The sequence below is a fragment of the Pseudomonas saliphila genome (assembly GCF_008638345.1).
Classification (GTDB): Bacteria; Pseudomonadota; Gammaproteobacteria; order Pseudomonadales; family Pseudomonadaceae; genus Halopseudomonas; species Halopseudomonas saliphila.
In genome coordinates this window covers 420,716-435,919 of sequence record NZ_VTVA01000001.1, presented here as the reverse complement: position 1 = coordinate 435,919, position 15,204 = coordinate 420,716, and the positions used below count along the sequence as shown (strand labels likewise).

Genomic DNA, 15,204 nt, shown 5'->3' with positions numbered 1-15,204 from the left:
CGACGGCGTGCGCAGCGCGCCCGTCTTCTGGCGTTTGTCGTCAGCGAGCGCTGGATGGACCCAGGCTGTCCTGCGCCAGCTCTCTGACATTGGCGTAGGGATAGGCTTCCAGCGCCGCAAAGCCGGGCAGGCTTCTGGCCTTGAGTCGGGTGAACAGGGGCACACTGATACCGCACAGAAAACGCGCCATACAGTCTGCGGTGGGCGCATGCTGCTGGTCGCCCCGATAGCGTTCCACAAAGGCTGCGCCGAGCTGCTGAAGGCGCTCCAGCGACAGTGGCGCTAGCGCCGGGGGCTCGGGCAGCTGGGCCGGCTGACCATGACAGACCGAACAATGGCCGCAACGCTCGGGCACCTGATCATCGCCAAAATAAAGCGCCAGCCGCCGGCTCAGGCAGTCCTGGGTGGCAAACAGATCGAGCATGGCGTGGATGCGGTTGATCTCGCTGGCTTCCTGCCGATGGAAATAGTCATGCAGTACTTCGCTCAGGCTGGCGGCGTCGAACTCCGGCTGCAGCAGCTCGTAGACCTCGGTCATCTGCTTGCTTTCCAGCTCGACCCAGTTCTTCTCCTGAAAGTAATCCAGCGCCTTGATCACCCGGCCCCGGTCGGCCCGGTGCTGCTGCCACAGCACATCGAAGTCCACCGTGCACCAGGTGCGCGCGCGCCGTGAGGTACTGATGATCGCTTCGACAAATTCCTTACGCTCACCTTTGAACTGCTGCGCCAGCTGCTCGGGTTCGAGCAGAAACTTGAAACGGTATTCGGCAAAGTAGGCGTAGCGGGGCGCGATGATGCCGCGCAGTTCCAGCTGTACCAGCAGCGTCTTCAGCGGCAGCTGGCGGATATTGCTGCGCGTGGAGAGCGCGTTGAGCATCAGCTCCCACTGCCCGCCTGGGGAATCGCGCTGCAGTTCATCCAGCACGCAGCGGATGCCGGCGCGCTCGGGCGTGTCGCCATACACAAAGTTTTCCAGCACGTTCAGGCTGTCGCGGTTGGCCAGCACCAAGCAGTCCGAGGGGTTGCCATCGCGGCCTGCGCGCCCAATTTCCTGGCTGTAGTTCTCGATGGATTTGGGCAAGTCAAAATGCACCACGAAGCGGATATCGCTCTTGTCGATGCCCATGCCGAAGGCGATGGTCGCAACAATGCAGTTGATAGCGCCGCCCATGAAGTCGCGCTGGATGCGCTCGCGTCGCTCATGGTCCATGCCGGCATGGTAGGCCGCTGCCTGGATGCCATGCTGGCTGAGATAGCCGGCGACGTCTTCGGCGGTTTGTTGCTGGGTGACGTAGACAATGCCCGGCTCGGCGCTGCGGGCGCCGAGCCATTCGACCAGACGCCGGCGTTTGTCTGCCCCGGCAACCGGCTCGACCAGCAGATTCAGGTTGGGCCGATAGAAGCCAGTGGTGATTACGTCCGCCTCGGCAATGCCGAACTTGCGCTGCATATCGGCGATGACCGGCGGCGTGGCCGTGGCGGTCAGCAGCAGCGTCTGCGGGATACCGAAGTCTTTCTGGTACGCGGGCAGCTTGAGGTAATCCGGGCGGAAGTTATGGCCCCATTCCGATATGCAGTGCGCCTCGTCCACCACCAGCAGGGAGATCGGCACCTGCTGGATAAAGTTACGGAACCGCTCGTTCTTCAGCCGTTCGACCGAGATCATCAGAATCTTCAGTTCGCCGCTTTTGGCCTGCGCCATGACCCGGCTGGCTTCCTCGCGGTCCTGCGAGGAGTCGATGCTCGCCGCGCTGATGCCGTGGCGGTGCAGAAACGCCAGCTGATCCTGCATCAGCGCCAGCAAGGGCGACACCACCAGGGTCAGGTGCGGCAGGTGGATAGCGGGCAACTGATAGCACAGCGATTTACCCGAGCCGGTCGGGAAAATGGCTGCGGCTGAGCGCCCGGCCAGCACTGCATTGATGGCCGGCTCCTGGCCGGGGCGGAAGCGGTCATAACCGAAGGTGTCGAGCAGAGTTTGTTTGATCATCGCGCCATGGTGGCGATTTCCACAGCGCTTGTCTGCCAATGGACACACATTGAATGAATCAGGGTACCGGGCGGTAAGAGTGACGCTCTGGCTGTCCGCCGCGGTGGGCGTCCTCGTCGCGATCAATCAGATACGCCGTCTTGATCAACGCCAGGTGCGATAGCGCCTGGGGGAAATTGCCGAGCAGGCCGTATGCGGGGTCGTATTCCTCGGCCAGCAGGCCCACGTCATTGCGCAGACCGAGCAGTTTTTCAAACAGCGCTTCGGCCTCCTCAGTGCGTCCGCTCATGGTCAGCACATCCGCCAGCCAGAAGCTGCAGGTCGGGAAAGCGCCCTCGCTGCCGGCAAAGGCATCCTCATCCAGGAACCGATAGACCAGCCCGTCCTTGCAGAGAGTTTCTTCAATCCAGGCGAGCGTGGCCTGAACGCGCGCATCGTCAGCGGGCAGGAAGCCCAGCAGGGGAATCATCAGCAGGCTGGCATCCGGGCGGGCTTTATCATAGGTCTGCTGAAAGGCGCCGCGCGAAGGCTCTATCCCGTTTTCGCAGACATCCGCGTGAATCTCATCGCGGACGTTGCGCCATAGCTCCAACGGGGACTTCAAGCCGAACTCCTCGGCGTCCCGTATCGAGCGATCAAAGGCCACCCAGGCATACACCTTGGAATGGGTATAGTGCTGCGGCTGCCCGCGTAATTCCCAGATGCCTTCGTCGGGCTCGCACCACTGCTCGACCAGAAAGTCCATGATCTTGCACTGATAATCCCAGGTCTGTGAGGTGGTCTCCATCCCGCTGCGCCGGCCGATATGCAGTACATCCATCAGCAGACCGTAGACGTCCAGCTGATGCTGATCCGCGGCGGCGTTGCCGATACGCACCGGCCTGGAATTCTGCCAGCCAGGCAACCAGTCCAGCTGTTGTTCGGGCTCGGGGTGCTCACCGGTGATGCTGTAGAGCACGTCAACATCGACGTCTCCATTGCCTTCGTTAATCGCACGCAACAGCCAGTCATGCCAGGCACGGGATTCGTCAAACAAGTTCGAGTCCAGAAAGGTATCGACTGCCAGCACTGCGTCGCGCAGCCAGCAGAAGCGGTAATCCCAGTTCGCTGCGCCACCGGGCAATTCCGGCAGGGACGAGGTGGGCGCGGCGACCATGCCGCCGCTGGGGGCATAGGTCAGCGCCTTCAGGGTAATCAGCGAGCGCACCACGGCCTCTCGCCAGCGACCCCGATAGCTGCACTGGCGCACCCATGAGCGCCACCAGCCAGCACAGTCCTCTATGGCGCCTTCGCTGCACTGTGCGCCCTCGGGTTGGGTGTCCGCGTTCAGGTGCGTGAGCTGCATCAGGCGGTGTTCACCTGCGTTCAGCGTGAACGCCGCGGTGACCCGGTCGTCGCGCAGTTCATATGACACATCGGTGAACAACCATAACGGGTGCTCTGTGCCTACCAGGCAGACGCCGTGGTCCTGCTGCTCGATGCGCGCCGCATCCTTGCCATAGCCGAAGCGGGGCAGCAGGCACATCTCCATCTCGACGCAGCCTTCCAGCGCCTCGACATGGCGCAGAATGGTGACGTTGTCATCGAAGGGCATGCAGTCGGTGATGCGTACACGCCCGCCGGCTGTGCTCATCTCGGTGCAGAGCACCAGAGTGTCCGGCTGATAGTAGCGCTTGATCTCGGTGGGTTCGGCGCTGGGCGCCAACCGCCAGTGGCCATGCTCATGAGTGCCCAGCAGCGCGGCAAAACAGGCCGGTGAATCGAAACGGGGCGGGCAGAACCAGTCGATGCTGCCGGTGCGGCTGACTAACGCGGCGGTGCACAGGTCGCCGATCAATGCATAGTCTTCGATGGCTTGTGGCATTGGTACTCCAGGCGTCGCGGCAACTCACCGCTCGTGGTCGTCTTCTAAGCTAGCGACCCCTGGATTTTGACTGAAGTTCCGATAACGCCTGTGCCGAATCGCTTAGCGCTTCTTCTTTTTCAGCTGTTCGATCAGCCCCTTGGGCGGATGCTTGATCACCAGCGAATCACCGGTCTCGTCATACTCGACGCGCTCGCCCAGCAGGTGGGCCTCGAAGCTGATCGACATGCCATCGGCCTTGCCGTAGTAGCGCATGAAGTTGGTCAGGGTGCGTTTGTCCGGAGGGATCTCGGCGTTCAGGCCGTAATCCTTGTTGCGGATGTAATCGTAGAAGGCGCGGGGTTGTTCCTCGTCGATCACGCCGGACAATTCCTCCAGCGCGACCTGTTCACCCTGGCGCGCCTGGCCGCTGACGTAACCGCTCATGGCCTTGGTCTTGCCCTTGAGCTCATCGGCGGGCATGTCCGCTTCGCCTACGTAATCCTGAAACGCCTGCAGCAGGGTAGTGGTTTCCTGCTCGGGATTGGCGCCTTCGACACAGCCAACGAAGTCGCGGAAGTAATCCGACACGCGCTTGCCGCTGCGACCGCGAATGAAGGAAATGTATTGCTTGGAACTGGCGTTCTGTTTCCACTCGGTCAGGTTGATCCGCGCCGCCATGTTCAGCCGGGACAGATCCAGATGCCGCGCCGCCGCCACGTTCAGGTCGTCGGTCACGGTCACGCCCTCGGTATGGTGCAGCAGGGCGATGACCAGAAAGGCCGTCATGCCCTGGCGGTAGCGGATAAACAGCACATGCCCGCCGAGGGCCAGATTGGAGCCCTCCATCAGCGTCTTCAGATGCTCGGTGGCCTGGGTCGAGAAGCGCAGGAAATCCTGCTCCTCATCCAGCAGTTGCTGCAACCAGCCGCTGAACGGGTAGGCACCACTCTCCGGCTGGAAGTAACCCCAGGCCTTGTTCGGCTTGCTGTTATAGGCCTCGATCAGACCGGCCAGCAGTTGTTCCAGCGCCTCGGAGCTGGCCAGTTCGGCATCACGCAGCGTGAGGCTGGCTGGCTGTCCGTCGGGCTTCTTGTGTATCTGATGAACAATGCTGTTGTCGATGGGCATGGTGGTATCCGCAAACTCAAGGGAAGGTGGCGCAGGCCGGCAAGGTAACCCAGTTGCCGCGTGGCGTAAACCGGATGCGATGTGCGCGCATTATAGGGGAAACAGCCAGGGCACCAGTGTCACACTGATCACCAGGACCAGCACGGTGAAGGGTACGCCGATGCGCACAAAATCGGTAAAACGATAGCGCCCCGGATCCAGCACCAGCGTGTTCACCGGTGAGGCAACGGGCGTCATGAACGCCGCCGAGGCCGCCAGCGCAACGATCATGGCAAAGGGATAGGGCGAGGCATCCATGGCCTGCGCCGTGGCAATCGCAATCGGCGCCATCAGCACCGCGGTCGCCGTGTTGGAAATAAAGGAGCCGGTGATCGCGGTACAGATGAACAGCGTGGCCAGCAGCGCCCGCGGCCCGGCATCGCCAAACAGGTGCAGCAAGGTGCTCACCGCCAGATCAATACCGCCGGTTTTCTGCAGGGCCAGGGCAAAGGGCAACATGCCGACAATCAACAGCAGGCTTGGCCAGTGAATCGCCCGGTAGGCCGAATCCATGGAGATGCAACGAAACACGCCCATCAGCAAACAACCGATTAGGGCCGCGAGCAGATTGGGCACGAGCCCGCTGACCATCAATGCAATCATCACCGCCAGGCTGAACAGGGCATAGGGTGCCTTGCGCGCCGCCGGGGCAATCTCGTCGATTTCCGCCGGCACGCTCAGCGGCAGAAAATCCCGGCTCAGCCCATGCAGGCGATTGATGTCCCGCCAGTCGCCGGCAACCAGCAGCGTATCTGCGGCCTTGAGCTTTTCATCCACCAGCAAACCCGGCAACGCCGCACCATGGCGGCGCAGGCCGACCACGTTGAGCCTGAAGCGGCTGCGAAACGCCAGTTCCTGAATGGTCTGGCCGGGCAGGCGCGAATCCGGCGGCAATGCCACCTCAGCCAGGCCCATCTGATGCGAATACAGACTGTAGTAGGAGGTTTCCAGCGGCAGCGGCTCCAGCCCGAGTTCGTCATAGGCACCAAGCAGCGCAATGGCCGGGCTGGCCAGATCGACCAGCAATACATCGCCGGGCTGCAATAAGGTCTTGCCGTTGGCCAGCTCCAGAAGGGTACGGAACCGTCGCTGGCGCTCGATGGCAATCACGTTGATGCCGTAGTCCTGGCGCAGCTCCATCTCCACCAGCTGCTTGTTCGCCAGCGGTGAACCGGGGCGCACGCGCAGACGGCGTTCGCGCTCGGTCAGACGATAGGATTTGGCCAGATCGGCCAGGCTGTGGCGAGGTTCGCGCTCATCCTGCTCCGCCGCCCGGCCACCCAGCCAGCGCCGTGCCACCAGCATATAGAGCACGCCGGTGGAGAGTATCACCAGGCCAATGGGCGTGAAGCTGAAGAAGGAAAACCCCGGCAGACCGGTGCGCACCAGTTCGCTGTTGACCACCATATTCGGAGGCGTGGCGACCAGCGTCAGCATGCCGCTCATCAGGCCGGCAAAGCTGAGCGGCATCATCAATCGCGATGGAGGGATGCCCATGCGCACCGCGACGCTGAGCACCACAGGAATGAAGATGGCGACCACGCCAGTGGAGCTCATCACCGAACCGAGCCCGGCAACGGTCAGCATCAGCAACACGATCAGCCGCGTTTCGCTCTTGCCGGCCTGGTGCACCAGCCAGTCACCCAGCTGGTAGGCGATGCCGGTGCGCACCAATCCATCACCAATCACGAACAGCGCCGCGATCAGCAACACGCTAGGGTCGCTGAACCCGGCGATAGCTTCGTTGATAGTGAGAATGCCGCTCAGCGGCAGGGCGACGATTACCAGCAGGGCCACGACATCCATGCGCGGCTTGTTGCGTACGAACAACACCATGCTGATCAGCAGTAGCGATACAACCAGTATCAGATCACTGTTCAGGCTCGTCATTATCCGTCCAGGCCGTTGCGCTAGATGAATGGCAGCCCACCGAATGTTGCTGGCTCACACGCGCGCAGCAAACCCACCTGGTGTGGCCAGGTGGGTATCGGGCAATTACAGGCTGGCGATGTGCGTGCGTTGCTCGCTGAGCTGGGTCAGGGCCTGTTCGGCCTCGGCCAGCTTGGCGCGCTCCTTGTCGATCACCGCTGCGGGTGCCTTGTCGACAAAGCCGGCATTACCCAGCTTGCCGGCAACGCGCTTGACCTCGCCTTCGAGTCGGCCGATTTCCTTGTCCAGGCGCGCCAGTTCGGCGGTCTTGTCGATCAGCCCGGCCATGGGCACCAGCACTTCCAGCTCGCCGACCAGTGCAGTCGCCGACAGTGGCGCTTCGTCGGACTCGCCAAGCACGGTAATAGACGACAGCTTCGCCAGCTTTTTCAGGAAGGCTTCGTTCTCGCCCAGACGGCGCTGGTCTTCACTGTTGGCCTTGCGCAGCAGCAGCTCGAGCGGCTTGCCGGGGCCGATGTTCATTTCCGCGCGGATGTTACGCACGCCAATGATCAGACCCTTGAGCCATTCGATATCGCTTTCGGCGACCGTATCAATGCGGCTGTCATCACTCTGCGGCCAGGGCTGCAGCATGATGGTCGGGCCTTTCTTGCCAGCTAGCGGCGCAATACGCTGCCAGATTTCTTCAGTAATAAAGGGCATGAAGGGGTGCGACAGGCGCAGCGCCGCTTCCAGCACGCGGACCAGGGTGCGGCGCGTGCCACGCTGGCGCTCGGCCGGCGCGTTCTCGTCCCACAGTACCGGCTTGGACAGCTCCAGATACCAGTCGCAGTACTGGTTCCAGATGAACTCGTACAAGGCGGTCGCGGCCATGTCGAAACGGAACTGATCCAGATGACGGGTCACTTCGGCTTCGGTGCGCTGTAGCTGGGAGATAATCCAACGGTCGGCCAGCGTCAGCTCAACCGGCTCACCGTTGACGCCGGTATCGTTTTCCTCGCACTGCATCATCACGTAACGCGCGGCGTTCCAGATCTTGTTACAGAAGTTGCGATAGCCCTCGACCCGGCCCATGTCGAACTTCACGTCACGGCCGGTGGAGGCCAGCGACAGGTTGGTGAAGCGCAGCGCGTCAGTACCGTAGGGCGCGATGCCCTCGGGGAATTCGGCGCGGGTCTGCTTCTCGATCTTGGCCGCCAGCTTGGGCTGCATCATGCCGCTGGTGCGCTTGGTCACCAGCGATTCAAGGTCGATACCGTCGATGATATCCAGCGGGTCCAGCACGTTGCCCTTGGACTTGGACATCTTCTGGCCCTGGCTATCACGCACCAGGCCATGCACATACACCGTCTTGAACGGGATCTGCGCGCGGCCGTCGTCATGCTTCATCAGATGCATGGTCATCATGATCATCCGCGCGACCCAGAAGAAGATGATGTCAAAACCGGTGACCAGCACATCGGTGGGGTGAAAGGTCTTCAGCGCCTGGGTCTGCTCGGGCCAGCCGAGGGTTGAGAAGGTCCACAGGCCGGAACTGAACCAGGTATCCAGCACGTCTTCGTCCTGGCGCAGCGTGGCGTCACCCAGGTTGTACTTGGCGCGCACTTCCGCCTCATCGCGGCCCACGTACACCTTGCCGGCTTCGTCATACCAGGCCGGAATGCGGTGGCCCCACCACAGCTGGCGGGAGATACACCAATCCTGAATGTCGCGCATCCAGCTGAAGTACATGTTCTCGTACTGCTTGGGTACGAACTGGATGCGACCGTCCTCGACCGCCGCAATTGCCGGCTCGGCCAGCGGCTTGGTGGACACGTACCACTGATCGGTGAGCCAGGGCTCGATAATCACGCCGGAGCGGTCGCCCTTGGGCACCTTGAGTGCGTGGGGCTCGATCTTCTCCAGCAGGCCGGCGGCGTCGAAGTCCTCGACGATACGCTTGCGCGCCTCGAAGCGATCCAGCCCGGCATAGGCGGCGGGCAGGGTGGCATCCACTTCGTCATTGACGCTGCCATCGATGTTGAACACCTGGGCGCGGGCCAATACCGCTGCGTCCTTGTCCAGAATGTTGATCAGCGGCATCTTGTGGCGCTTGCCGACTTCATAGTCATTGAAGTCATGGGCCGGGGTGATCTTCACGCAACCGGTACCGAACTCGGGGTCGCAATAGTCGTCGGCCACAATCGGAATGCGCCGGCCCACTAAAGGCAGCTCGACAAACTTGCCGATCAGCGCCTGATAACGCTCGTCATCCGGGTTCACCGCGACCGCCGTATCGCCCAGCATGGTCTCCGGACGCGTGGTGGCAACGATCAGATAATTCTTGCCCTCGGCCGTGGTCGCGCCATCCGCCAGGGGGTAACGCAGATTCCACAGCGAACCGGTCTCGTCGTGGTTCTCCACTTCAAGATCGGAAATCGCGGTGTGCAGCTTGGGATCCCAGTTCACCAGACGCTTGCCGCGGTAGATCAGGCCGTCTTCATGCAGACGCACAAAGGCTTCCTGAACCGCCTCGGACATGCCTTCATCCATGGTGAAGCGCTCACGGCTCCAATCCACCGAACTGCCGAGCCGGCGAATCTGACGAGTAATGTTGCCGCCGGACTCTTCCTTCCATTCCCAGACCTTTTCCAGAAACTTGTCGCGGCCCAGATCATGACGGGACTGACCCTGAGCGGCGAGCTGGCGCTCAACCACCATCTGCGTCGCGATACCTGCGTGATCCGTGCCCGGCTGCCACAGCGTATTGCGGCCCTGCATCCGGCGGAAGCGGATCAGCGCATCCATGATCGCGTTATTGAACCCGTGGCCCATGTGCAGGCTGCCGGTCACGTTCGGCGGCGGCAGCGCGATGGTGTACGACTCGCCGGAGCCCTGCGGAGCAAAGTAATTGTTCTGCTCCCAGGTCTGGTACCAGGAAGATTCGATGGCGTGCGGCTGGTAGGTTTTTTCCATGGGTGTTTGGCTGTCCGGTGATGGCTGGCGACTTTAACGCGGTACCACAGCATGCCACGCATAGCCTGCAGGTCGCCCTGTGAATGAAGGGGCGCAAGCGCAGAAACCAGCGGATGCCATGGGCGGTTGGCGCAAAACGGGCATTATAACGAGGTGGGGCGGGGGAGGCATCATTAGTCGCTGACGCAGTGCGCGTCGCGCCCCTTATAGCCCTTGGATTCAGCCTCGCGGCTCTCAAGCTATGGCCAAGCGCCACTCCCCTGCGCTATGTTGCTGGTTCGGCAATGGATTGCAGCAGTTCCCGCCCAAGGGGCAAGGACAGCCTACCTTCCATACCCGAATTGATAGCGTACCGGCTTGCCTGCCAAATGAGGGTCGGGCGGTAGCGTGGTTGGTGGGGCGTGGTGGAGACAGGGGTCTGGAAATCGACAAATGCGGAATTCACGCGATTACGTGGTCGTCTGCAGCGCCATCGTTAAGTTGTTGATTTGAAGAAGGTTTAGGCTTTGGCGGATGGGCCGGTTTGGTTTGTGTCGTTATCGGGAAGTAACGAATATTCCATATCGGGAATTCCATATGATCACTGTTAGCCCACAGAGGTATTATGAAATATTTAGCTATACCAATAGTTTTTATGGCACTTTCAGGGTGCGCCTCGAATCCCCCAGGATCAAGCTGGGCCGTAGCCGATTTTAATAAATACGATCAAAACTACGCTGCCTTTCCAATCAGCGAATTGATTATTGGAATGTCCAAAAAAGAAACGATATCTCTATTTAATTATGGATATGAAGCTGTTGAAGCGAGCTCGGAGCATGAAGTAATTGCGTATCAACAGTGGGTTTCAGTTGGCGGCCCAGATTATGTGGGAAGGACCTTGTACTTAAGTTTTTCGTCAGAAAAACTTGCGAACTGGAAAATTACTACGGACACGACATCAATTGTGCCAAGAAGCTGGTAAGGCTAACAAGGCGCTGAAATCGCTCATTTCATTCGCTGGGACCGCGTGCCGCGGCCCCTTAGCTTCATCGTTAGGTCTCACATGCAAAAGCCGTCGCACAGTGCTTTGAACTCATCGAGCATATCCTTTGTCACCGACAAGTTGGGCCTTGGCGTGCTGATATACGCTTACGCGATGCTCTTGGGTTCCGCATACATATTCGGCTACTGGAGAGTATTCGGTTTCGATGTTTTCCCATATGCATCTTCCATCGACTACATAAGCGCTCCGCTTGATCGATTACTAATACTCATATCGGCCCCTTTGCTTTTCTCGCTCGTCTTGTTTAGTCAGTCGGATCATACAGATTCGGAGCTCCTCAAAAATCTATCTGCTTACCTGATCCTCCTATATTCAATCGCCTTCGGGATTGCCTACTATCAGGCTATATCCAGATTCATTCGAAGTGATTTTCACTACGAGGACGAAAATAGCGTCCTAGCGCTCGCTGCAGCGCTATTTTTTGCTGGTTGTTGCTTCACTTATCGAATCTTCAAGCACGAAAAGAGCGCTCTCATCTGCTCCAGTGCACTGATCCTCATGCAACTCGCCGGCACTGTCGCCGCCGGTTACTCAGACGGGAAGGCCATCTTCAATGGTGCTGCGAACACATTCTTCCTTGAAAACAAGAACCTCTGTGAGCCTGAAGGCGCTCGAGATTGGGTGTATCTTGGCAAGTTTTCTAGCAGAGTTTTCTTCATGAACACCATAGATAAGCGCCTGTGTATCACAGTCGCCGACTCTTTCAGCCTCACCCCAAGAAAGTTTGCAGAAGGGTTATGAAGTGAGACCTAACAGCCGACGCCTCTTCGCTGCGTGGCTCAATTCAAGCGTTAGACGGCACACCAATCACCACTAGGAGGCGAAGTGGAACAAACAGATATTGAAAAGTTCACAGAGGCCGAGCAGTACCAGCTCAAAGCAATGTTTATCCTGCATGAGTTACAGGCCAACAAGCAGGTCTACGGGTCCAATTCATCCATAACGGGTGCGGCGCCTGCAAACATCGACTTGGCACTGCAGTACATAGACCGGTCAATCGAGCTTGTTCCGGACAGCGCCATTTACCTCAACCTGAAAGCTCTACTCCTGTGGGAAGGGAACGGAAATAAGGAGGCTGCAATTCCGTTGTTAGAGAGAGCGGCGCAGTTGAGTCCGCGTGACATAGACATTCAAAACAATCTCAACGCCATCAAGACGTCACAATGCGTAGTGGCAACCGCTGCATTTGGTACGCCGCTAGCGATAGAGGTTAACCTCCTTCGTTGGTGGAGAGACAAAATCTTGAGCAAATCTGCGTATGGGAGGCTTTTTGTATCCTCCTACTATTCAGTTAGTCCGCCTATCGCAAGATTTATCTCCAGCCACAACAACATCCGGGCGCTGGTTAGATTATTGCTGCGTCCAATCATCCGGCACGCGCAGCGACTCAAAAGTTCTGTCTAACAATTCGTTAAAGCCGAACTTGCTTCGCTACACCAACAGTATGGCAGGAAAAAGCTTGCCATGTTGTTGGCTCCGCTATGCAAGTCTACTTAACTAAGGCGTTAGGTAGAAAAATCAACGCGTATGAATTATGGAAATAGGGCTATGTCATTAAAGAAAAGCATGCGGGATGAGTTTAATCGCTCGCCTATTGCGACTACTGAAACAGAAATTGGGGTCAGATGAACATTAACCGAAAGTTTTAATCGGAAACCGTCATCTGACCCCAATCTCCCCGGCATCCTTTGGGCGGTAGCACAGGGATAGCAGTCTTTTGTTATCTTAGTTTTCTTACTTGCAACTCCTATTTTTCAGGGAGCGGTAGAGGCGTGGTGGGACAAAAGACAAGAGGTAGCCCTGCTGGAGGCAGATGCTCAGGTCGACAGCAAAATCTCGAAGCGCTAGCTAGTCTTCGTGAAAGCCCGGGGGGCTGCATATCGAAGCGCCGGCCATAAATCTAGTCGTTACGCATAAATAATAGGGGAAACCACCTTGATCACTCTAAATACAGACAAAGGGCTCATCACGGTAGCTACATGGGAAGATATTACATCTAGGCCCGGATATATGGCGGATTTGGATCCTAAGGATAAGAAGATGAAGTCCGTCATAGGGAGTTACCAATTTAAAGATAGGATTAGATGCGGCCTCTCTAACTGCCATACCCCGCATGCGAAAGGCTACATAGCTGTTACTGAAGATGGATACGAAACGAATATTGGCCAGGACTGCGGAAAGAAGTACTTTGGTGTTGACTTCGAAACGCTTTCGAGAAAATTCGACCGTGATGTTATAGAAAAAGAAAATCGGGAGAGGCTTTGGATATTCGCAAGCAGGTTGAAAGAGCTTGATGAGAAGATCGATAACATTAGAGGGTCTCTCGGCGGAGATTGGATCTATAAAAATATTCAGGCGCTTACGAATTTAAATCAAGGTTGTCCACTGGGAGTGGTCAGACGCATGCAGGCGATGGCGAAGTCCCGGAATGGTCTTATAACGACGCAACGGCTTGCCACAGATAAGGAGGTTGACGAGCTGTCGACGATACAGGGGCGTGCGATCGAGAAGCCGTATTACATAGAGGAGCCGTTAGCAGAGATACAGGGCCTTGAAGCTCTTTATCCGGAAAATGATCTTCGGGTGTTGTTAGTTAAAGGTCTTGGTAACGATATCAAATTATTTCGAGAGAAGGATATTGATGAGATGAGCTATGAAGAGCTCGCCAAGTGGGCCAAGTGGCTTGGAACTGTCGAGGGGACGCTGGCTCAGGCGGAGCTGGCAGTGGTTGCTGGCAAAAAGCTTCTCTCTGCTGATAATTTGGAACCGCTCCTAGCTGTTATTGACCAGAAAGATGATGCTCTAGGATTTACAGTGTTTCTCAGGTCGCTCTTACGTAAATCAACTTAATATGCAGGGAAGAAATTGGGCTCAGGTGAACATTAAACCTTTTCTTTCCCACGAAACCTGCCCAAATCGTTTTGCTCATTGAGTCGAAGCTAACTCGGAGGAAGGCCGGTTCACCACTGAGCGCTGTATGGCGGCGTGCAAGGCCAAGCCGTTCACGACACCCAGGGATGTGTGAATTGGGGTCGTATGAAAGTTTCAGATTAATGCTCATCTGACCCAAATGTGTTTTTAAAGTGAGTTGGGTGAAATCACCCGATATAAAATATTAATAAGCGCAAGCAGTCTGGGTGCTTCCTCGCGGGCACTCCTAAGCTTCCGTTGTTGCGGGCGTTAACATTAGATCGATTACCTGCCTAAGGAAAGAAAATGATAGTCGGAAAAGAAGAGCTTTATGAGGAAGCAAAGGAATCACTAAGCAGAATTCAGAACTTTGATGTGGCTAGTCTTCCAAGGGTTGAGGATCTCGGTGCCAGGTTGAACTTTAATGAGGTCGTTGAGCCAGCACAAATCTTAATCGATTTATACAAGCGGCTATCTGTTACAGCGCTACAAGATTTCCCTGACAACGTGCTCACACCAATTCGAGACAATTCTAACAACCATTACAAGTTGTTTACGCAAATAATGGAGTTTAGTCCCGAGCAACAAGATCCAGGTACTGCAAGAACAAATCTTGTTAAACAGGTAGTAGGGGCCTATCCACCTGCGTTTCAAGCGCTCCATCAATATATTTCGTATTCTCTGCATAGGTCTGCTGACTTTCAGCGGCTTGACTCTGATGCAAGGGCGACTCTTCAAGCAATTGAAGACAAATCTAATAAAATATCAGGAGATCTCGCCAAACATGAAAAAGACGCAAAAATTGTTCTTGACGAAATTCGGCGTGTAGCAGCGGAAGAGGGCGTTACAAAACAAGCAGCTCACTTCAATGCTGAATATGAGCATCACACAGGCGAAGCTGACCGTTGGCAGGGTTATGCAGTCAAATTGGCAATTGGATTAGGCGTGTTTGCTGTCATAAGCTTGTTTTTACATAAAATTCCATTTCTCAATCCTGAGACAACCTACGACGCAATACAGCTCTCAATAAGTAAGTTCCTAATTTTCTCAGTTATGGCATATATGCTGTTTCTTTCTGCGAAAAACTTCCTTAACCATAAGCACAATGCAATAGTTAATAAACATCGCCAAAACGCGCTAATGACCCATGGTGCCTTAGTTGAGGCTTCAGGCGATGAAGGTGTGCGTGATGCTGTATTACTTCAAGCAGCTAGTTGTATTTTTTCACCTCAATCAACAGGATATGCGGTGAGTGGCGAAAATGATTTTTCGAATCAAAAATCCATGGTCGAGATATTATCTAGGCCTGTGGTACAGGCAGTAAGCGAAGTTAACAGATAGCTTCACAGAAAATGTTGCTAAGTGGAGAAAGGAGACGAAAAAAATTGGGGTCAGTTCATCATG

General features: G+C 56.8%; 10 protein-coding genes. 5 read left to right on the top strand and 5 right to left on the bottom strand.

The window, feature by feature from the left end; translation table 11 throughout:
- Positions 1-40: 40 nt before the first annotated feature.
- The 5 genes from FHK95_RS02055 to FHK95_RS02035 form a co-directional block, all read right to left on the bottom strand.
- Positions 41-1,990 carry a RecQ family ATP-dependent DNA helicase gene (locus FHK95_RS02055; RefSeq protein ID WP_150302911.1) on the bottom strand — a complete coding sequence of 650 codons (1,950 nt, stop codon included), beginning with the start codon at positions 1,988-1,990 and terminating at the stop codon, positions 41-43.
- 58 nt (positions 1,991-2,048) lie between these two features.
- Positions 2,049-3,854: a glycoside hydrolase family 15 protein gene (locus tag FHK95_RS02050; protein WP_150302910.1), complete on the bottom strand. Its 1,806-nt coding sequence runs from the start codon at positions 3,852-3,854 to the stop codon at positions 2,049-2,051.
- Positions 3,855-3,956: 102 nt separating this feature from the next.
- Positions 3,957-4,964 (bottom strand): nucleoid-associated protein YejK, encoded by a 1,008-nt coding sequence (gene yejK / locus FHK95_RS02045; RefSeq protein WP_150302909.1) that lies wholly within the window; start codon positions 4,962-4,964, stop codon positions 3,957-3,959.
- Positions 4,965-5,054: 90 nt separating this feature from the next.
- Positions 5,055-6,884 carry an SLC13 family permease gene (locus FHK95_RS02040; protein ID WP_150302950.1) on the bottom strand — a complete coding sequence of 610 codons (1,830 nt, stop codon included), beginning with the start codon at positions 6,882-6,884 and terminating at the stop codon, positions 5,055-5,057.
- 114 nt (positions 6,885-6,998) lie between these two features.
- Positions 6,999-9,848, bottom strand: a complete 2,850-nt coding sequence (locus FHK95_RS02035; RefSeq protein ID WP_150302908.1) for a valine--tRNA ligase — start codon at positions 9,846-9,848, stop codon at positions 6,999-7,001.
- Positions 9,849-10,452: 604 nt separating this feature from the next.
- Here FHK95_RS02035 and FHK95_RS02030 point away from each other — a divergent pair.
- The 5 genes from FHK95_RS02030 to FHK95_RS02010 all read left to right on the top strand — a co-directional run bounded on the left by FHK95_RS02030 (position 10,453) and on the right by FHK95_RS02010 (position 15,141).
- Positions 10,453-10,809, top strand: coding sequence for a hypothetical protein (locus tag FHK95_RS02030; RefSeq protein WP_150302907.1), 357 nt, complete (start codon positions 10,453-10,455; stop codon positions 10,807-10,809).
- 81 nt (positions 10,810-10,890) lie between these two features.
- Entirely contained in the window at positions 10,891-11,631 is a 741-nt protein-coding gene (locus tag FHK95_RS02025) for a hypothetical protein (protein ID WP_150302906.1), read from the top strand.
- An 84-nt stretch (positions 11,632-11,715) separates the two neighbouring features.
- On the top strand, positions 11,716-12,294 hold the full coding sequence (locus FHK95_RS02020; RefSeq protein WP_150302905.1) for a CFI-box-CTERM domain-containing protein: 579 nt from the start codon (positions 11,716-11,718) through the stop codon (positions 12,292-12,294).
- A gap of 531 nt (positions 12,295-12,825) precedes the next feature.
- Positions 12,826-13,740, top strand: a complete 915-nt coding sequence (locus tag FHK95_RS02015; RefSeq protein WP_150302904.1) for a hypothetical protein — start codon at positions 12,826-12,828, stop codon at positions 13,738-13,740.
- Positions 13,741-14,106: 366 nt separating this feature from the next.
- Complete coding sequence (locus tag FHK95_RS02010; RefSeq protein ID WP_150302903.1) at positions 14,107-15,141, top strand: hypothetical protein; 1,035 nt, start codon at positions 14,107-14,109, stop codon at positions 15,139-15,141.
- Positions 15,142-15,204: the final 63 nt, after the last annotated feature.

Bases quoted from the DNA above. Each gene is read 5' to 3' on its own strand.
- FHK95_RS02055 (WP_150302911.1), bottom strand. From the start codon at position 1,990: ATGATCAAACAAACTCTGCTCGACACCTTCGGTTATGACCGCTTCCGC.
- FHK95_RS02050 (WP_150302910.1), bottom strand. From the start codon at position 3,854: ATGCCACAAGCCATCGAAGACTATGCATTGATCGGCGACCTGTGCACC.
- yejK (WP_150302909.1), bottom strand. From the start codon at position 4,964: ATGCCCATCGACAACAGCATTGTTCATCAGATACACAAGAAGCCCGAC.
- FHK95_RS02035 (WP_150302908.1), bottom strand. From the start codon at position 9,848: ATGGAAAAAACCTACCAGCCGCACGCCATCGAATCTTCCTGGTACCAG.
- FHK95_RS02030 (WP_150302907.1), top strand. From the start codon at position 10,453: ATGAAATATTTAGCTATACCAATAGTTTTTATGGCACTTTCAGGGTGC.
- FHK95_RS02025 (WP_150302906.1), top strand. From the start codon at position 10,891: ATGCAAAAGCCGTCGCACAGTGCTTTGAACTCATCGAGCATATCCTTT.
- FHK95_RS02010 (WP_150302903.1), top strand. From the start codon at position 14,107: ATGATAGTCGGAAAAGAAGAGCTTTATGAGGAAGCAAAGGAATCACTA.